This window comes from Kutzneria chonburiensis (assembly GCF_028622115.1).
In the GTDB taxonomy this organism is placed as follows: Bacteria; Actinomycetota; Actinomycetes; order Mycobacteriales; family Pseudonocardiaceae; genus Kutzneria; species Kutzneria chonburiensis.
Genome location: NZ_CP097263.1, coordinates 10,105,097 through 10,123,621, shown reverse-complemented (window position 1 = coordinate 10,123,621; position 18,525 = coordinate 10,105,097). Strand labels below are relative to the sequence as shown.

The following is an 18,525-nucleotide window of genomic DNA, read 5'->3' as shown; positions in this document are numbered from 1 at the left end:
CTTGCGAGGGCACCATTCAGCACAGCGACCTGGGTCGCAGACCCGCCGAGCGCCAGCGAGGTGGGCCTGTGACCACACCCTCGCAGACGGTCGGCCCGTTCTTCGCGCTGCCCGACGGACTGCCCTGGCCCGACGGTCCCGAGGTGGTGGCCGAGGGCACGCCCGGCGCGGTGGTCATCCGCGGCACGGTCTACGACGGGGCCGGCGATCCGGTGCCCGACGCCATGATCGAGACCTGGCAGGCCAGCGCCACCGGCCGCTTCGACCACCCCGACGACCCGCGCGGCGCGGTGGACGAGGGCTTCCGCGGCTTCGGCCGGTCGGCCACGTCCGCGCAGGGCGAGTTCTGGCTGCGCACGGTCAAACCCGGCCCGCTGCCCACCCCGGACGGTGGCACCGAGGCCCCGCACATCGACGTCACCGTACTGGCCCGCGGCCTGCTGCAACGGCTGGTGACCCGCATCTACTGGCCGGACGAGGAGCAGGCCAACGCCGCCGACCCGGTCCTGCAAGCCGTGCCGGCCGAGCTGCGGCACACTCTGATCGCCCGGCCGGACGGCGACGAGCTGCGGTTCGACCTCCGGTTGCAGGGCGATGGGGAAACCGTCTTCTTCGAGCTGTGAGGGACGCGTGACGGACTACCGCTGGGCCGGCGCGCCCGAGGGGCCGGTGCTGGTCGTGGGCAACTCGCTCGGCACTGACGCACGGATGTGGCGTGAGCAGCTGCCCGCGCTGGGCAAGTCCCTGCGCCTGCTGCTGATCGACCATCCCGGGCACGGTGACGCAGCGGCGGAGCCGGGGCTGGACACGGTCGACGGGCTCGGCGAGCGGGTGCTGCGACTGCTGGACGAGGCCGGCGTCGAACGGGCCCACTATCTCGGGCTGTCGCTGGGCGGCATGGTCGGCTTGTGGTTGGCCGCCAACGCCCCCGACCGTGTCGACCGGCTGGCGGTGTGCTGCACGACGGCGTACTTCGGCACGCCGGACGCGTGGCGACAGCGGGCGGAAGCCGTACGGGCCAACGGAACGGGGTCGATTGCCCCGCAGGTGACCGATCGCTGGGTGACCGCCGACTACACCGACCGTGCATGGCTGGTGGACATGATGTCGTCGGTCGACGACGAGGGCTACGCGGAGTGCTGCGAGGCACTGGCCACGCTGGACCTGCGCGCCCAGCTGCCGTCCATTACCGCCCCGACGCTGGTGCTGGCCGGCGACGAGGACCGGGCCACGCCGGTTGAGCACAGCCAGGCCATCGCCGACGCCGTCCCCGGCGCACGGCTGAAGGTGGTGCCGGGCGCACACATCGCGCCGCTGGAATCACCCGATGCGGTGACTTCGTTGCTGGTGGAGCACTTCACCTCGGTGCGCCGCCAGGTCCTCGGCGACGCACACGTGGACCGCGCGCAGGCCGCCACCACGCCGTTCACCGCCGACTTCCAGGACTTCATCAGCCGCTACGCGTGGGGCGACGTCTGGACCCGTCCCGGCCTGGATCGCCGCACCCGCAGCGCGATCACCCTGGCCATGCTGGCCACATTGCAGCACGAGGACGAGCTGGCCATGCACGTGCGGGCCGCGCTGCGCAACGGGATGACCGTCGAGGAGATCAAGGAGGTGCTGCTCCAGGTCGCGGTGTACGCCGGCGTGCCGACGGCCAACCGGGCCTTCCGGATCGCCGACCGGGTGCTGTCTACGCTGGACACACCATGAACGAGATACCCGCGCCCGACGTCCAGGCGCCGCCCGTGGCCGTCGAGGTCACCGAGGTGGCGCGCGGCACCGCCTTCGTCCAGTCCCTTGAGCGGGGTCTGGCGGTGATCCGTGCCTTCGACGCCGAGCACGCCGAGCTGACGTTGAGCGACGTGGCCCGAGCCACCGGCCTCACCCGGGCCGCCGCCCGCCGGTTCCTGCACACCCTGGTCGAGCTGGGCTACATGCGCACCGACGGCCGTCTGTTCGCGCTGCGGCCGCGGATCCTGGAGCTGGGCTACGCCTACCTGTCCAGCATGGGGTTGCCCGAGGTGGCCCAGCCGCACCTGGAAACCCTGGTGTCGCAGGTGCACGAGTCCAGTTCGGTGTCGGTGCTGGACGGCGAGGACGTGGTGTACGTGGCCCGCGTGCCGACGAAGCGGATCATGACCGTGACCATCGCGGTCGGCACCCGGTTCCCGGCCTATGCCACCTCGATGGGCCGGGTTCTGTTGGCCGCACAGTCCGACGAGTGGTTGGACAACTACTTCGAGCGGGCCGACCTGCGGGCGCTGACCCGGTACACCACGGTGGAGCGGCGTCTGCTGCGTGTGCTGCTCGAGCAGGCCCGCGAGCACGGCTGGGCCCTGGTCGACCAGGAGCTGGAGGAGGGGCTGCGGTCGATCGCGGTGCCCATCCACGACCCGGACGGCAAGGTGGTGGCCGCGGTGAACGTGTCGGCCCACGCCAGTCGGGGCAGTTCGGAAAGCATCCGCGACGAACTGCTGCCGCATCTGCGCACGGCCGCCGCGGCGATCGAACACGATCTGCGCGGTAGCAGGCGTTGAAGGGATTCGGTCGAACGGGCGCGTCCATTTGTCGCACAATGACGCGCCCGGTTATGAAACAACCGAAACGAAACGAAAGGCCCGCCACCCAGGGTGACGGGCCTCGCTCAGCCGAACTCAGTCAGCCGATCACGGTCAGCCGATCTCAGATCGCGCGCACGCCCATGGCCTGCGGGCCCTTCTGACCCTGCCCGACCTCGAACGAGACCTTCTGGTTCTCCTCCAGGGTACGGAAGCCGTTGCCCTGGATCTCCGAGTAGTGCACGAAAACGTCAGCGCCACCATCGGAAGGGGCGATGAAGCCGAAGCCCTTCTCCGAGTTGAACCACTTGACGGTGCCCTCAGCCACTTGATCTATCTCCTCAAACAGGTACTACGTGTCGCCGCAACCACGACGCTACGGGTCTGATCGCGGACGGGGGACTTCACCCGGTTCCCTGCGAGGAGGACCACCGCCCGCGACTTCTTCCGCGAGCGTGGATATGACACGAACACAGAATGCGACCGCGCACAGTCAACCACACCGAGTACGCGAGGTGGAAGCCCGCCACCCGGACAGGTGTGAGCGCTGGCACTTCTGGCCCTTGACGCATCAAGAGTTCGCTACTTAAATCATGACCCGAAATAAGGTGTGACGCGCGCACCGCCATCGAGCCTCACACACCGACGGACCCCTGCGAACCTGTCGAACCGAGGTGCTGCTGCCGTGCGACCAACGCTGCTCGTCGTGCCCTTGTTGCTCGTGGCCGGAATGCTGGCGGCCCCGGCCGCGAACGCGGCCAACGAGTCCGTGAACATCTGGCTGACCTCCACCAATGACTCCGCCGGCCGCAACGTCACCCGTGGCCTGCAACAGCAGACGCCGATCAACTTCACCGCCGGCACCGGGACCGGCCAGCAGACCATCACGGTCGACGAGAACACCCGGTACCAGCAGTTCGAGGGCGCGGGCGCGTCGTTCACCGACACCGCCGCGTACCTGATGAACTCCAGCGGCGCGCTGTCCGCGGCCACCCGCACCGCCACCATGCAGAAGCTGTTCGATCCGGTCAACGGCATCGGGCTGGACTTCCTGCGCAACCCCATGGGCGCGTCCGACCTGGCCCGCTACAGCTACACCTACGACGACGGCGGGGCCGACCCGAACCTGAACAACTTCACCCTGTCGCACGACATGGTCGACGTCATCCCGTTGACCAAGCAGGCCAAGCAGCTCAACCCGCAGCTCAAGGTGATGGGCTCGCCGTGGACCGCGCCGCCGTGGATGAAGGACAACAACTCCTACATCCAGGGCTGGCTCCAGGCGCAGTACTACCAGGCCTACGCCAACTACTTCGTCAAGTACATCCAGGGCTACGCGGCCCAGGGCATCCCGGTCGACTACGTCAGCGAGCAGAACGAGCCGACCGTCGGCGGCAACTACCCCGGCATGAACTGGAACGCCTCCGGGCTGGCCACGTTCGCCAAGAGCAACCTGCTGCCGGCGCTGCACAACGCCGGACTGTCGACCAAGGTGCTCGCCCTGGACTGGAACTGGGACACCTACGACAACTACGCCGCGCAGACGGTCAACGACGCGTCGATCCGCAACGACGCCAACTTCGGCGGCGTGGCCTGGCACGGTTACGGCGGCAACGTGGCCGAGCAGAGCACGGTGCACAACCAGTACCCGTCGATGAACATGTACGAGACCGAGCACTCCGGCGGCAACTGGATCGGCAATCAGCAGAACGAGGACATGAACAACATCATCGACTACACCCGCAACTGGGACCGTAGCGTGGTGAAGTGGAGCCTCGCGGTCAACGAGACGCAGGGCCCGAACAACGGCGGCTGCAACACCTGCACCGGCCTGATCACGGTGCACCAGAACGACAGCCGGCGCGGCCAGGTCGACTACAACATCGAGTACTACGACATGGGCCAGCTGACCAAGTTCGTCAAGCCGGGTGCGACCCGCATCGCCTCCAACGACGGCGCCGTGCGCAACGTCGCGTGGATCAACCCGGACGGCTCCAAGGCTTTGGTGGCCTACAACCCGAGTGGCAGCGCGCAGAGCGTGCGGGTCAACTGGGGCAACGAGTCCTTCACGTACTCGGTGCCGGCGGCCACCAGCGCCACCTTCACCTGGACCGGGACGCAGGGCGGCGGCACCACCCCGCCGCCGACCGGTGGCACCATCACCGGCATCGGCGGCAAGTGCGTCGACGTCGCCGGCGCCAACTCCGCCAACGGCACCCAGGTCCAGATCTACACCTGCAACGGCACCGCCGCGCAGACCTGGAACCACTCCGGCAACACCTTCCAGGCCCTCGGCAAGTGCCTCGACGTCTCCGGCGCCAGCACGACCAACGGGGCCAAGGTCCAGTTGTACGACTGCAATGGGTCCGGGGCTCAGCAATGGACCCAGAACGGACAGCACGAACTCGTGAACACCGGGTCCGGCAAATGCCTCGACGCCACCAACCAGAGTTCGGCCGACGGCACTCCATTGCAGATCTGGACCTGCGCCGGCGGGGCCAACCAGCAATGGACGTTGAACTGACGCCCTGATCGTCCGAATTCTCCGGCCCGACCCGTCGCGCGTTCCGCCCGCGACGGGCCGGGCCGGTTCCAGCATTCCCAAAACCGGCCCTGAGCTGCGGTTTTACCTCCGAATGCACTATTGATCGGTGCCCGTTCGGAGGGTATGAATACCTCACGAAATTGGTCCAGACCGCTCCCCGCCGCTGCGGAGGGTCGATTTCGTGAAATGCCGGATCTTCACCCCTGCCTGCACGATTCCGGCCGTGCGATACCCGTAGGAGATCGACCATGCGCATCACCACGACAAGAGCGGTGTTGGCGGCCGCGCTGCCGGTGGCGGCAACCGCGGCCATGCTGGTTGTCCAGCCCGCCGCGACGGCGGCCCCGGCCGCGGGCGGCGCTTTCCCGGCCCACTACTCGGCGCCTTATCTACAGATCACCGATGCCGACGCCGGCCAGATGGCGTCGGACATGAACTCGACCGGCGACAAGTTCTACACGCTGGCGTTCCTCACTCCGCAGTCCGGCTGCACGCCCGTGTGGGAGGCCAACGGCACCGGCGTCGGCTCGTTCAAGTCGCAGATCACCGCGTTGCAGAACGCCGGCGGCAACGTGATCCCGTCCTTCGGCGGGGCTGAGGGCGGCGAGCTGGCCCAGACGTGCACCAACGTCTCGAGCCTCACCGCCGCGTACGCCAACGTGGTCAACCAGTACGGCACTCCCCGGCTCGACTTCGACATCGAGGGCAGTGTCATCAAGGACACCGCTTCGATCTCCCGCCGCAACCAGGCACTGGCCGCCTTGCAGGCGCAGAACCCGGCCGTGCAGGTCGACTACACGCTCGCGGTCGGCACCGACGGCCTCGAGAGCGACCAGTTCACCGTGCTCAACGACGCCAAGGCCAAGGGCGTCAAGATCTCCGTCATCAACCTGATGGTGATGGACTTCTACGACGGCCAGCCCGTCATCAACGACGCCTTGTCGGCCGCGCGCAACGCCGCCAACCAGATCTCCAGCCTTTACGGCATCTCCACCGCCGCGGCGTACAACAAGATGGGCTTGACCCCCATCGCCGGCCGCAACGACGACGGCGCGCAGTTCAGCCAGACCGATGCGCAGACCTTGGAGACCTTCGCCGCCCAGAACGGCGTGCAGGAGCTGTCGTTCTGGGAGTTGCAGGACTACGACCGGGCCACCGGCTACGCGTACTCCCGGATCTTCCAGAAGATCACCGGCGGCACCACCCCGCCCCCGCCGCCGCCCACCGGCGGCACCATCACCGGCATCGGCGGCAAGTGCGTCGACGTCGCCGGCGCCAACTCGGCGAATGGCACCCAGGTCCAGATCTACACCTGCAACGGCACCGCCGCGCAGACCTGGAACCACTCGGGCAACTCCTTCCAGGCGCTGGGCAAGTGCCTCGACGTGTCCGGAGCCAGCACCGCCAACGGCGCCAAGGTCCAGCTGTACGACTGCAACGGCACCGGCGCGCAGCAGTGGACCCTCAACGCGCAGAAGGAGCTCGTGAACACCGGCTCCGGCAAGTGCCTCGACGCCACCAACCAGAGTTCGGCCGACGGCACCCCGCTGCAGATCTGGACCTGCGCCGGTGGGGCCAACCAGCAGTGGACCCTCAACTGAGGTGACGCTGTCGGGTCGACACCCCTGAGACGAGGGGCCTGCCAACGCCAGGGCAGGCCCCTTTTCCTTTGCTGGACAACGCTTTCCGTCCGGCAGCGCCCTTCACCTCAGCCGGCCGCGCGGAGCACCCCCGAATCAATCCAACCAGATCAACATGAGAACACCGGTCGGCAGCGTCCCTCAAGATCGCGTCGAACCCGTTTCCCAGCTTCACCGAGTAGAATGGAAGTCGGGGGCTGCTCATTTCCGCCGCAGCCATCCCGGATCCGTCGCCCCGCGTGGCCAGTTGTGCGCCCGCGCCGCGTGGTCAACGCCTCCCGGGCCGCCTCGCACCCACTACCCCACCTTGATCAGCTTGGAGCCGTGGGCGGGAATGGCGGTGGCGGTCCAGCTTCCGCTGAAGGAACCGAGATCCGTCCGGGACACCAGGTCGCGAACCGGGTGGCTGCCGCTGATGCCGAGGTCGCTCCAGTTGACGGTGATGTTGGCGCTGGAGGACCCGAGGTTGTAGACGGCGACGGCCCAACTGCCGTCGGGCAGCTGCTTGCGCCACTTCTGCAAGGTGCCGCCGGTGATTCGGGTGGGGAACCGGGCGGATTGGTCGACGGCAACAACTTCGGGGTTGGTGAGAATGGAAACGGCTCCGCTGTCGAGGAAGTAGACGTCGCCGCCCACGTAGAGCGGCGCGGAGGCCATGGACCAGAAGGTCATCACGCTCTGGCGCTCGGTGCTGCTGATGCCGTCCTGGATGGCGCTGCCGGAGTTGTTGGAAATGGGCATGGAGTCCAGGTCGGGGAAGTAGCCCGAACCGAGACCGCCGAGCCAGTTGGGCAGGTCGTTCCAGCGAGCGCTGACGGAACTGGTCCACGTGGACAACGTGGCGCAGTAGCACTCGACGTCGGTGTCGATCCGAACATCGTTGGCGTAGCTGGACAATTGCGACTCGATGGACTGCGGCACGGGCCACGCGCTGGCGGTGAGCCAGATGCTGCGCCCGGTCTGGTCGATGGCCCGCGACCACGCCTGCACATCGGCGACGTTGTCGGCCGTGATGCCGTCCACCTTGATCAGGTCGACGCCCCACGAGGCGAACTTGCTCGCCACGGAGTTGAGGTAGGCCCGGGCGCACGAGTTGCCGTAATTGATCTTCCACGAGCTGCCCCAGCCGTTGGTGGCGGTGAGCGGCTGCTGGGCGATGTCCTGGGTGTGGCAACCGGTCCCGACGATCGGCGCGTTCTTGTCGTAGACGCCCTTGTCCAGCCCCACGGTCGTGTACAGCCCGAGCAGCAGCCCCTCGTTGTGCACGTAGTTGGCCACGCCGGCGATGCCGTCGGGGAAGCGGGTCGGGTCGGGGTCCGGAATGCCGTTGCCGTCGGTGTGCCCGTTGAACGACAGGTCGGCGTTCCAGCCGGAGTCGATGTTGATGTACCGGTAGCCGGCCGACTTCAGCTTGGACGCCACCGCGTCCGCGGCCCCCTCGACATGGGATTCGGTCAGCCAGCTGGTCCCGTACGTGGCCCGCGTCGAGGCCTCCACGCTCCAGCTGCTCCAGCCCATGGCCGGCGCCGCGAAGCCGGTCTTGGCGTACGCCGGACTCGCGCCCGGCAGCAGAACAGCAACGGCGACGACCGCCGCGGCAACCGCGGTGAGACGACTGGACATGGGCAGTCTCTTTTCTCCCGATCCACGCTGATCAGGGCAAACTCACGGTAACCGGGGTTTATTTCCGGCGTCAACTATCGCGGCGGACGCTTGACGACTTCAACATCGCCCCATCTGCCCACCGCTAGGGTCGGGCGGGTGGATCTGGGGGCGGGGTTTCGGCGGCTGTGGTGGGCGTCAGCGACGAGCGACGCGGGTAGTGCGATCGGGTATGGGGCGCTGCCGCTGGTGGCGGTGTTGATATTGCACGCATCGCCGGCGGAGGTGTCGCTGCTGGCGGCGGTGTCGGCGCTGGCCGGGGCACTGATCGCGGTGCCGTCGGGGGCGGCGGTGGAGTTCCGACGGAAGCGGCCGGTGATGGTGGCGGCGGACATCGTCAGGTTCGCGGCGCTGACGAGCGTGGCGGTGACGACGGCGCTGCACGTGGTGACGATGGCGCAGCTGTACGCGGTAAGCGTGATCCAGACGGCGGCCCTGGTGACGTTCCAAGCGGCCAGCGGCGCGCACCTGAGGTCGTTGGTACCAACGGAAAACCGGGCGGCGACCCCCGCGAGTCACGCTCTCGGGCACCTCGGCGAGTTCCGCCCTCGGGCCACTTCCAGCGTGGTCACGTTGGGTGGGCAGGCCCGAGGACGGAACTCTCCAGCCCGAGAGCGTGACTCGCGTGGCAGCCGGAAGCGCCACCACCAGCCCGAACGGCCAAGAGCGGCAAGGAGATCGTCGCCGGCTGGCGCTACCTGCTGGGCGATCGGGCGCTGAGGTTGTTGTTCGCCAACGCTTTGCTGTTCGGCTCGGCGATACTCATGGTAGTACCGCTGGAGACCGTGCTGATGCTGAACGTCCTCCATTTCACGCCATGGCAGTACGGCCTGGTGGTCGGCCTGCCGTGCCTGGGTGGCGTGCTCGGGGCCAGACTCTCGCCGCGACTGGTCCGCCGGTTCGGCATCCGCCGGGTGCTCATCGGCGCCGGCATCGCCAGAACCCCTTGGCTGCTGACGATTCCGCTCGCCGGACAAGGTTTCGGCGGCCTCGTCCTGTTGAGCACAGTGTCCTTCGGCCTACTGCTGTGCGCCGGCGTGTTCAACCCGGCCTTCGCCGCACATCGCATGGCCATCACCCGCGAGGACATGATGTCCCGTGTCCTCGCTGGTTGGTCTGTCGGCGGCCGCCTCACCCAGCCGTTCTTCATCGCCGCCGGTGGCGCGCTCGCCACCGTCACCAGCCTCCGCACGGCGATCGTGGTGGCCGGAATCCTGTGCGTCACCAGCATTCCGTTCCTGATCCCCCGCACCGCCGACGTTCCGAGCTACCGATAGCGGCGGGCCAGTGCCGCGAAGGCGGCCTTGGGTGTCCACCCGTTGTCGATCACTTTCACCACGCCGTAACTTGCGTGGTCCAGGTGGCCCGGCAGGTGGAAGTTGGCGAAGGTGTGGACGAACGTGGTGTCGACGCCGGCATCGTCGAACAGGTCCAGCAGCTCGACGATGTGGGCGGCCTGGCCGTCCTCGTCACGGGAGTACGGGCCGTCGAGGCCGACGGCGACGACGCCCTCGCGCACGACGATCGAGCTGGCATGGGCGCCGCGGTCAGGGGCGCCGAGGAAGGTGGCCGAGCCGAACTCGGTGATGGCGACGGGCTTGCCTTGTGCCACAAGGGACTTCACGGCGTCGGGGAAGATGTCGGCGACCTGGGCGGAGCGGTAGAGGTCGACGGAGATGAAGTCGAACGGGGTCCAGTCGACGCCCTCGAAGGACGGGATGGCGGCGTAGCTGACGGGCCCTCCGAACCGCGACCGTACGAGTGTCACGGCCCGGGCCAGGAATGTGTTGAGCCGCAGAGGAATCGCGGGGATCGCGGCGCGAAGCTCGGCTGGGTCGGCCAGCACGGCCAGGCGTTCCTCCAAGGTGTCGCCGGGCAGGAAACCGACGGTGAACATGCTCAGCTCCGCCCCGGTGAGCAGCACGACTTCCGCGCCGGCAAGCCGTAAGCGCTCGGCCCGGTCGGCGCAATCGGCCAACACGGCCAGCAGCTGGTCCTGGGTGCGGTCGTTGGTGAACGGCGAAAACCACACTTCGAGGCCCAAAGACGCGGCATAGGTGGCTGCCATGTCCAGCCGCGAGACATCCCCGCCGGTCAGCCGCACGGCGGTGCAGTGCAGGTCGTCGCGGATCGTCAGCAGATCACGCCGGACGGCGTCCTCATCGAAGGGCTCGTGGGTGCTGGTGCCGCCGGCCAGGAAACCGGTGTCATAGGTGATGCCCTTGGCTCGCATGAGCCGAACCGTAGGGTACAAGCAGTACCCTATCAACCGATTAAGGTACGGTCCGGACCATGGCGCAGGTGAGGCGGCGCGGGGCGGTGCTGGAGCAGGCGATCCTGCGCGCCGCGGCGGACGAGCTGACCGAGTCCGGCTACGCGGGCCTGACGATGGACCGGGTGGCGCAGCGCGCCGGCACCAACAAGAACGCCATCTACCGCCGCTGGCCCAACCGCGCCGCGCTCGGCGTCGCCGCGTACAAGCTGCTCGTGGAGACCCGGCTCGGCCCGCCCGACACCGGCGACCTGCGCACCGACGTGCTCACCGTGCTGCGGCAGATGAACGCCGACGTCGGCACGCCCAAGGCCGACGTCATCCGCGGCCTGCTGGCCGCCACCGCCGAGGATCCGGACCTGCTCCCCCAACTGCTGGAATTGGTCGGCGACGGCGGCGCGTCGATGTGGCTGACGATCTTGCAGCGGGCGGTCGACCGCGGCCAGGCCGCACCCGAGTCCCTCCACCCGCGCGTCGCCACGGTCGCCGTCACGTTGCTACGCAACGAATACGCGTCCCACGGCCTGCGCCCCGTCGGCGACGACGTGCTGGTGGAGATAGTCGACCGGGTCTACCTGCCGCTCACAGCCCGTCCAACAGCTGAGCGAACGTGAGCACCAAGGAGAGCAGCCAAACCCCGGCCAGGCGCCGCAGCGGCGGCCGCTCGCGGGTGTCGCTGCGCACCAGGACCACGCCCAGCAGCAGCTTGCCGAGCGTGGCCCGCCACCACCACTGCAAAAACACCCGGTGCACGAAGGACACCGCCAGGTAGCTGCCCGGCAGCGCCAGGAGCACCCCCCACAACGGCGGATCCGGGTGGCCGACCAGGTAGCTGCCGAACACGATGAACGTCACGAACGAGTGCAGCAGGATGTCGACGGCCACCGCGATCCGCCAGCGCGCCGTGCGCTCCCGCGGCTCGCGCACGTTCCACCGCTGGACGACGATCAGGCCGTACGACGCGTCCTCGACATCCGGCTGCCGCCCGACACGGCGATCAGGCACGAACTCCGGCGTGGCTGGCGGTCGGCTGATTTCCGGGACTCCCATGCACCGACAACGTCGGAGGGCCCCGGATGGTTGCCCGGGACCCTCCGACCGAACGGGCTAGATCTCGATGGTGTGTTTGGGGCCGGTGAACCACTTGCGGGCCGAGGCGAACCACCAGATGGCGATGAGCAGCACCAGGCCGCCGACGGCCAGCGGGGCGTAGTTGACGGCGGTCCAGCTGAAGTCGGCGGCGCCGGGGACGCCGGCGGGGACGGTGGGCAGGATGAAGTAGACCGAGATGATGACGATCTCGATGATGGCGGTCCAGCACATCCACTTGTAGTTGCGGCCCAGGGTCCACGGGCCGGGCACGAAGGAGTCGCCGGCTCGCAGGCGCAGGGCGATGGGGATGAGGAAGGCCAGGTAGAGGCCGATCACCGCCACCGAGACGACGGCGTAGAAAGCGGTGGGCACGCCGGCGGAGCTCTTGTACAGGGCGGGGAGCGTCAGCACCAAGCCGGCCACGCAGGAGCCGATCACGGCGTTCACCGGCACGCGGTTGGCGTTCAGCTTCGACCACAGTCGGTGCCCGGGCACGGCACCGTCACGGCTGAAGGCGTAGCTCATCCGCGAGGTGCTGGTCACGCAGCTCATGCCGCAGAAGAATTGCCCGATGGCCGAGATGCCGATGACCACGATGGCCAGGTTGGAGTTCAGCGCCGTCGTGATGATCGAGCCGACGAAACCGGCCTGCTTGTTGATCTCGTCGACGTTGGTGGCGGCGAACAGGAAGGCCAGCAGCAGGACCCAGCCGCCGATGGCCGAGTACAGAATGGACTGCCAGATGCCACGGGCGGCCGTGCGGGCGGCGCCCTTGGTCTCCTCGGAGATGTGCGCGCACGCGTCGAAGCCGGTGATGGTGTACTGGGTGAGCAGGAAACCCAGTGGCAGCACGTAGAACCAGTAGGTGCCGTCGGCGAAGCCGGAGTTGTTGATCCGCTCGGTGAACACGAACGCGAAGCTCTGGTGGTGCACCGGCGCGAAGGCCAGGATGGCCACCACGGCGACGACACCGACGACGTGCCAGTACACGGACACGTTGTTCAGCATGGCGACCAGGTGGCTGCCGAAGATGTTGATCAGCGCGTGCAGCACCAGCACGACCACGAAGATCAGGAAGATCTGGGTGAGCGTGCCCTCCCAGCCGGAGTCCACAAGGGACAGGAAGAACGAGATGAAGGTGGCGCAGCCGTAGTCGACCGAGGCGGTCACGGCGACCAGCCCGACCAGGTTGAGCCAGCCGGTGAACCAGCCGTGCACCGGCTTGCCCAGTTTCGAGGCCCACCAGTAGATCCCGCCGGCCGTGGGGAAGGCCGACACCAGCTCGGACATGCACAGCCCGATGATCAGGATGAACGCCGAGATGACCGGCCAGCCCCAGCTGATCGCCACCGGCCCACCGTTGTTCCACGCCTGCCCGAACGTGGTGAAGCAGCCGGACAGGATGGAGATGATGGAGAAGGAGATGGCGAAGTTGGAGAAGCCGCTCCACGTCCGGCGCAACTCCTGCCGGTAGCCCAGTCTTGCCAGTGTTGTCGCGTCATCGTCGATGTGGTCGTCGACCTGCTCGCTCACGGCTACCTCCGCACGGTGTCCAGCAACTCTCCCAACCCGGGATCGCCGAGATCGCTCAGCGCCCGCCCCCACTTCGCGGCCGCCTCGGCCGCGTAGTCGAAGTCGGCGGCAGCCGAGACATCAGCTCTGCCACCGAGCAGTCCACTGTGGACCGTGAACCACAGGGTCCAGGTCACATTGGACATCGTCAGGTACAACCGGGTCCTGGCGAGAAGCCGATCATTCAGGTCCGAACCGAAGTAGGCAAGGGCCAGCCGGGTCACGCCGGTCACGTCCAGCAGCGCCTCGGCGGCGATGTCGCCCAGCTCGAAGCACGGGTCGTTCTGCCCGGACAGCTGGTAGTCGACGATACGCACCCGGTCGCCGTCGGCGATGAAGTTCTCGGCCAGCAGGTCGTTGTGGCACGGCACGGCCGGCAGCGGCCGCGCGGCCAGCGCCTCGCGGATCCGGGCCACCAACGGCAACTGCTCGGCGTAGCCGTCGGGCAGCCCCAGCCCGTGCCGCTCGCACAGCGTGAGGAACTCGGCCAGTTTCTCGAATATGTCGAAGCTGTTGCCGAACGGGCGTCCGGAGTGCAGCCGCCGGCAGGCGTCGGCGATCCCGTCCAGATGCGACGGCACGTCCGCGGCCGACAGCGTCCGGCCGTCCACGTACTCCAGCACCAGGGCGTGCGCGTCGGGCAGCACCCGCAGCACCCGGGGCCCGGCGCCGGTCTCGGCGGCCTGCACGGTGTTGGCGATCTCCTGCTCCATGGTCACGCCGAGGCCCGCCTCGGTGACGGCCAGGTCGAGCACCCGCAGCACGAACCGTCCCCCGCCGGCGTCGACCCGCACGACCCGGTGGCTGAGCCCGCCCTTGATCACGGTCAGCTCGACCGGCCCGGCGAACTCGGGCACCTGGGAGACGATCTCGTCCAGCACCACCGGCCGCGCCTCCCGTCCTCGGACGAACGTGATCAGCAAGTGTCGGTCCGCGGCTGGCCAGCGTCAACCCGATGCGGTAACAAGAGGGTCGTGGCAGCTGACAGGGCACTCCCCGACCGGGCAAGGATCGTCATCATCGGTGGCGGGGTGGGCGGCGCCAGTGTCGCGTACCACCTCGCCCAGCTGGGCGAACGCGACGTGATCGTGCTCGACCGCGACGAGCTGACCAGCGGCTCGACCTTCCACTCGGCCGGGCTGGTCGGCCAGCTGCGCGCCGATCCGACGCTGACCAGGATGAACCAGCACTCCGCCCAGCTGTACGCCGAGTTGCAGGCCGGTGAACATCCGCCCGGCTGGGTGCAGTGCGGCGGCATCCGGCTGGCCTGCACGCCGGACCGGATGGCCGAGGTGCGCCGGCAGATCGGCTGGGCCCGGGCGTTCGGCGTGCCGCTGGAGGAGATCAGCGCCGAGCAGGCCAGGGAACTGTTCCCGCTGATGGACACCAAGGGCGTGCTCGGCGGCTCCTACCTGCCGACCGACGGCTATGTGGACCCCTCGCAGCTGGCCTACTCGCTGGCCGCCGGGGCCCGCGCCGGCGGCGTGCGGATCCACCAGCACACCCGCGTCACCGGCATCGACGTCGAACGCGGCCGGGTGAGCAGGGTCCGCACCGACAAGGGCGATGTCGAGGCGGAGATCGTCGTCAACTGCGGCGGCATGTACGCGGCCGAGATCGGCCGGCTGGCCGGCGTGCGGATCCCGATCATCCCGATGTCGCACCAGTACGTGGTCACCGAGCCGGTGCGCGAGCGGGACGGCACGCACCTGCCGACGCTGCGCGACCCGGACAACCTCGTGTACTGGCGCGAGGAGGTCGACGGGCTGCTGATGGGCGGTTACGAGCGTGACTCGCGGGCCTGGTCGCTGGACAAGACCGGGCTGGACCGGATTCCGAGTGACTTCAACGGAAAGCTGCTGGCCGCCGACTGGGAGCGGTTCGCCGAGATCAGCGAGAACGCGGCGATGCGCGTGCCGGTGATGGCCGATCTGGGCATCCGCAAGCTGATCAACGGGCCGGAGGCGTTCACCCCGGACAACGAGTTCTGCCTCGGCGAGACCGAGGTCGCCGGCTTCTTCGTGGCCGCGGGTTTCTGTGCGCACGGCATCGCCGGGGCCGGCGGCATCGGCAAGGTGATGGCCGAGTGGATCGTGGCCGGCGAGGCCCAGCTGGATGTGTCCCATATGGACATTCGCCGGTTCGGCCGGCAGTACCGGTCGCCCTCGTACACGCTGGCCCGGGTCACCGAGAACTACGAGACGTACTACGACATCCCGTTCCCGCACCGGCAGCGCTCGGCCGGCCGGCCGCTGCGGATGTCGCCGGCCTACGCCTGGCACGCCCAGCAGCAGGCCCATTTCAGCGAGAAGTCGGGCTGGGAGCGGGTCGACTACTACCAGAACAACATGTACGCCGGCGACGACTTCATGCAGCCGCGCGGCTGGGCCGGCATGGGCTGGTCGCCGGCGATCGTGGCCGAGCACCGCGGCACCCGCGCGGCCGCCGGGCTGTTCGACGAGACCTCGTTCGCCAAGATCGAGGTGTCCGGGCCGGGCGCGGCCGAGCTGCTGAGTTGGTTGTGCGCCAACGATGTCGACCGCGAGGTCGGCAGCGTCACCTACACCCAGGCGCTGAACACCCGCGGCGGCATCGAGTGCGACTTCACCGTGGCCCGACTGGAAGAGGACCTCTTCCGGATCGTCACCGGCACGGCCTACGGCTCGCGTGACCTGGCCTGGCTGCGCCAGCACGCACCGCGGGACGGCTCGGTGCGCATCGCCGACGTCACCGGCCAGTACACGTGTTTCGCTTTGTGGGGACCGAATTCCCGCGAGATCCTGGCCCAGCTGACGCCGGCCGGCCTGGACAACGAGTCGTTCCCGTACATGACGGCGCAGCAGATCACGGTCGGCGACGTGCCGCTGGTGGCGCAGCGGGTGACCTTCGTCGGCGAGCTGGGCTGGGAGCTGTACGCCTCGGCCGAGTACGGCGCCGGGCTGTGGGCGACGCTGTGGGAGTACGGCCAGGACTTCGGGCTGATCGCCGGCGGGTACAAGGCGATCGACAGCATGCGGCTGGAGAAGGGTTACCGGCTCTGGGGTTCCGACCTCACGCCGGACCACAACCCTTACGAGGCCGGGCTGGGCTTCGCCGTCAAGAAGGACAAGCCGTTCCTGGGACGGGATGCGTTGCTCCAGGCCAAGGAGCGCGGCATCACCCGCCGGCTGCGCTGCCTGACGCTGGACGAGCAGCACGCGGTGCCGCTGGGCGGCGAGCCGGTGCGCATCGGCGACGAGATCGTCGGCCGGGTCACCACCGGCGGATTCGGCTACACCGTCGACAAGCCCATCGCCTTCGCCTACCTGCCGGCGACAACGCCGATCGGCGCCGCCCTTTCGGTGGAGTTGTTCGGCGAATGGGTGAACGGTGTGGTGACAAGGGATCCGCTGTTCGACCCGAAGGGCGACCGCGTCAAGGCCTAGCGAAAGCCGTTAACCGTCAAGGGGTTCGTGGGGGTAACCCCCGAATCCCTTGACTGCTTCGGTTCCCCTGGTATCAGTGGGTGTTGCCAGCACTACTGAGGGGATTCACAAGTGAACAAGTTACGAGCAGCGCTCGCGCTGCCGGCGGTGGCGCTCGCCCTGGCCGCCACCGCCGTGCCCGCGACCGCGGCGCCGGAGCAGCCGGCCCGGACGATCACCTGGGCGCCGTGCGAACAGGACGCCACCGTCGACTGCGGCACGCTGGTCCTGCCGATCAACTGGGACAACCCCAAGGACGGCACGTTCTCGCTGGCCCTGGCCCGCCGCAAGGCGACCGACCCGAGCAAGCGCATCGGCTCGCTGGTGTTCGACCCGGGCGGTCCCGGCGGCTCCGGCGTGCTGTCGCTGATCTACAACCCGACCATGTTCTCGCCGGAGCTGATGAGCCGCTTCGACATCATCGGTTTCGACCCGCGCGGCGTGAACCCGCACGATGCCATCAAGTGCGACCTGTCCGTGCTCCAGCAGGCGCCGACCGACCCGCCGGACACGCCCAAGGGCTACGCCGCCGCGGTCGCGTACCGCAAGACGCTCATGGACGACTGCCGCAAGCTCAGCGGGCCGTTGATCGACCACGTTGACGACATCAGCGTGGTCAAGGACATCGACGCGATCCGGGCCGCGCTGGGCGAGAAGAAGCTGACCTACTACGGCGTCTCGTACGGCACGCTGATGGGCCAGCAGTACGCCGAGATGTTCCCCGACCACGTGCGCGCGTTGGCCCTGGACAGCAACATGGACCACAGCCAGCGCACCACCGGCTTCACCGTCACCGAGGCGCAGACCGACGAGGACGCCTTCCAGGAGTTCGTGAAGTGGTGTGACCGCGACGCCACCTGCGCCCTGCACGGGCAGGACGTCAACCTGCTGTTCAACCAGCTCTACGCCAAGGCGCAGGCCGGCAAGCTGATCGATCCCAACACCCAGAAGCCGATGACCGCCGACGAGCTGTCCGGCCTGCCGGTCGGCTACCTGTACGGACCGGACTGGAAGTACCTGGCCCAGGACCTCAAGGCGTTGGCCGACAGCACCACCGCGTTCGGCCCCAAGGCCGACACCACGGCGTATGTGTACTTCCCGTTCGCCTTCTGCGCCGACTGGAAGTTCGACCTGCCCAACGCCGCCTCCGTCGCCCTCCAGCGGCGCATCAGCAACGCTGTCGCGCCGACGCTGCGCCTGTCCGGCATCGGCTGGGGCGCGATGACCGGCTGTCTCGGCGTCGACAAGGTGGCCAATCCCCAGCACCCGTACCAGGTTCACGGCACGCCGCCGCTGCTGATCATCGGTGGCAAGCACGATCCGGCCACGCCGTACGCGTGGTCCGTCGGCGCGGCCAGCCAGATTCGCAACTCCACACTGCTGACCTATGACGGCTGGGGCCACGGCCAGTACTTCAAGAGCCCGTGCGTCGTCGCCGCGACCGACCAGTACCTGATCTCCGGCAAGCTGCCGGCCAAGGGCACCCACTGCCCGGCCGTGCCGCCCGCCACCACCGGCTTCGCCGGTCAGCGCTCCCCGCTGCCCGCGGTCGGTTTCTGAACGGTGTCAAGGGATTTCGACCCGCGCGGCGTCGGACTGAGCCGGTGAGAGGAAGCTGACCCACTCCGGCAACGAGCGAGGGGCTCCCGGTCGCCCGGGAGCCCCTCCGCGTCATGCGACTATGCCGAACTTCGGTACCTGCACAGGATTCCCCTCC

Annotated in this window: 16 protein-coding genes; 10 read left to right on the top strand and 6 right to left on the bottom strand. The window is 68.4% G+C overall.

Features of this window, described 5'->3' with window-relative positions; genetic code table 11:
* Nucleotides 1–68: 68 nt before the first annotated feature.
* Genes pcaG through M3Q35_RS47030 form a run of 3 tightly spaced genes read left to right on the top strand, consistent with a single transcriptional unit; the run spans nt 69 to nt 2,540 of the window.
* Nucleotides 69–623: a protocatechuate 3,4-dioxygenase subunit alpha gene (gene pcaG, locus M3Q35_RS47045; protein WP_273939132.1), complete on the top strand. Its 555-nt coding sequence runs from the start codon at nt 69–71 to the stop codon at nt 621–623.
* Entirely contained in the window at nt 595–1,713 is a 1,119-nt protein-coding gene (gene pcaDC, locus M3Q35_RS47040) for a bifunctional 3-oxoadipate enol-lactonase/4-carboxymuconolactone decarboxylase PcaDC (protein ID WP_379793746.1), read from the top strand. Before pcaG ends, pcaDC begins: the two co-directional genes overlap by 29 nt.
* Nucleotides 1,710–2,540 (top strand): IclR family transcriptional regulator domain-containing protein, encoded by an 831-nt coding sequence (locus M3Q35_RS47030; RefSeq protein ID WP_273939131.1) that lies wholly within the window; start codon nt 1,710–1,712, stop codon nt 2,538–2,540. Before pcaDC ends, M3Q35_RS47030 begins: the two co-directional genes overlap by 4 nt.
* Nucleotides 2,541–2,685: 145 nt before the next feature.
* Here M3Q35_RS47030 and M3Q35_RS47025 read toward each other — a convergent pair whose 3' ends face one another.
* On the bottom strand, nt 2,686–2,889 hold the full coding sequence (locus M3Q35_RS47025; RefSeq protein ID WP_273939130.1) for a cold-shock protein: 204 nt from the start codon (nt 2,887–2,889) through the stop codon (nt 2,686–2,688).
* Between the two features lie 357 nt (nt 2,890–3,246).
* On the opposite strand from M3Q35_RS47025, the gene M3Q35_RS47020 reads away from it, so the two are divergent.
* Both M3Q35_RS47020 and M3Q35_RS47015 read left to right on the top strand, forming a co-directional pair.
* Nucleotides 3,247–5,085 carry a ricin-type beta-trefoil lectin domain protein gene (locus M3Q35_RS47020; protein ID WP_273939129.1) on the top strand — a complete coding sequence of 613 codons (1,839 nt, stop codon included), beginning with the start codon at nt 3,247–3,249 and terminating at the stop codon, nt 5,083–5,085.
* Nucleotides 5,086–5,354: 269 nt separating this feature from the next.
* Complete coding sequence (locus tag M3Q35_RS47015) at nt 5,355–6,707, top strand: ricin-type beta-trefoil lectin domain protein (RefSeq protein WP_273939128.1); 1,353 nt, start codon at nt 5,355–5,357, stop codon at nt 6,705–6,707.
* A gap of 336 nt (nt 6,708–7,043) precedes the next feature.
* On the opposite strand, the gene M3Q35_RS47010 is transcribed toward M3Q35_RS47015, so the two are convergent.
* Nucleotides 7,044–8,369, bottom strand: a complete 1,326-nt coding sequence (locus M3Q35_RS47010; protein ID WP_273939126.1) for a glycoside hydrolase family 27 protein — start codon at nt 8,367–8,369, stop codon at nt 7,044–7,046.
* 138 nt (nt 8,370–8,507) lie between these two features.
* Between M3Q35_RS47010 and M3Q35_RS47005 the strand changes: the two genes are divergently transcribed.
* The gene (locus tag M3Q35_RS47005; protein ID WP_273939124.1) at nt 8,508–9,128 is read left to right on the top strand and encodes an MFS transporter; all 621 of its coding nucleotides are present in this window, start codon (nt 8,508–8,510) and stop codon (nt 9,126–9,128) included.
* Nucleotides 9,086–9,685 carry an MFS transporter gene (locus M3Q35_RS47000; protein WP_337960651.1) on the top strand — a complete coding sequence of 200 codons (600 nt, stop codon included), beginning with the start codon at nt 9,086–9,088 and terminating at the stop codon, nt 9,683–9,685. Before M3Q35_RS47005 ends, M3Q35_RS47000 begins: the two co-directional genes overlap by 43 nt.
* Here M3Q35_RS47000 and M3Q35_RS46995 read toward each other — a convergent pair.
* Nucleotides 9,676–10,641, bottom strand: coding sequence for a hypothetical protein (locus tag M3Q35_RS46995; RefSeq protein WP_273939123.1), 966 nt, complete (start codon nt 10,639–10,641; stop codon nt 9,676–9,678). The genes M3Q35_RS47000 and M3Q35_RS46995 overlap by 10 nt on opposite strands.
* A 59-nt stretch (nt 10,642–10,700) precedes the next feature.
* Between M3Q35_RS46995 and M3Q35_RS46990 the strand changes: the two genes are divergently transcribed.
* Nucleotides 10,701–11,294 carry a TetR/AcrR family transcriptional regulator gene (locus tag M3Q35_RS46990; protein WP_273939122.1) on the top strand — a complete coding sequence of 198 codons (594 nt, stop codon included), beginning with the start codon at nt 10,701–10,703 and terminating at the stop codon, nt 11,292–11,294.
* On the opposite strand, the gene M3Q35_RS46985 is transcribed toward M3Q35_RS46990, so the two are convergent.
* From M3Q35_RS46985 to M3Q35_RS46975, 3 genes are all read right to left on the bottom strand, one after another.
* Nucleotides 11,263–11,685, bottom strand: a complete 423-nt coding sequence (locus M3Q35_RS46985; RefSeq protein WP_273939121.1) for an RDD family protein — start codon at nt 11,683–11,685, stop codon at nt 11,263–11,265. The two genes, M3Q35_RS46990 and M3Q35_RS46985, sit on opposite strands and share 32 nt — an antisense overlap.
* 102 nt (nt 11,686–11,787) lie before the next feature.
* A complete protein-coding gene (locus tag M3Q35_RS46980) occupies nt 11,788–13,305 on the bottom strand; it encodes an amino acid permease (protein WP_273939120.1) in 1,518 nt (505 codons plus the stop codon).
* Between the two features lie 2 nt (nt 13,306–13,307).
* On the bottom strand, nt 13,308–14,267 hold the full coding sequence (locus M3Q35_RS46975) for a choline/ethanolamine kinase family protein (protein ID WP_273939119.1): 960 nt from the start codon (nt 14,265–14,267) through the stop codon (nt 13,308–13,310).
* A 51-nt stretch (nt 14,268–14,318) separates the two neighbouring features.
* Between M3Q35_RS46975 and M3Q35_RS46970 the strand changes: the two genes are divergently transcribed.
* Nucleotides 14,319–16,769, top strand: a complete 2,451-nt coding sequence (locus tag M3Q35_RS46970) for a GcvT family protein (RefSeq protein ID WP_273939118.1) — start codon at nt 14,319–14,321, stop codon at nt 16,767–16,769.
* A gap of 111 nt (nt 16,770–16,880) precedes the next feature.
* Entirely contained in the window at nt 16,881–18,368 is a 1,488-nt protein-coding gene (locus M3Q35_RS46965; RefSeq protein WP_273939117.1) for an alpha/beta hydrolase, read from the top strand.
* Nucleotides 18,369–18,525: the final 157 nt, after the last annotated feature.

Bases quoted from the DNA above. Each gene is read 5' to 3' on its own strand.
- pcaDC (WP_379793746.1), top strand. From the start codon at position 595: ATGGGGAAACCGTCTTCTTCGAGCTGTGAGGGACGCGTGACGGACTAC.
- M3Q35_RS47030 (WP_273939131.1), top strand. From the start codon at position 1,710: ATGAACGAGATACCCGCGCCCGACGTCCAGGCGCCGCCCGTGGCCGTC.
- M3Q35_RS47015 (WP_273939128.1), top strand. From the start codon at position 5,355: ATGCGCATCACCACGACAAGAGCGGTGTTGGCGGCCGCGCTGCCGGTG.
- M3Q35_RS47010 (WP_273939126.1), bottom strand. From the start codon at position 8,369: ATGTCCAGTCGTCTCACCGCGGTTGCCGCGGCGGTCGTCGCCGTTGCT.
- M3Q35_RS46995 (WP_273939123.1), bottom strand. From the start codon at position 10,641: ATGCGAGCCAAGGGCATCACCTATGACACCGGTTTCCTGGCCGGCGGC.
- M3Q35_RS46990 (WP_273939122.1), top strand. From the start codon at position 10,701: ATGGCGCAGGTGAGGCGGCGCGGGGCGGTGCTGGAGCAGGCGATCCTG.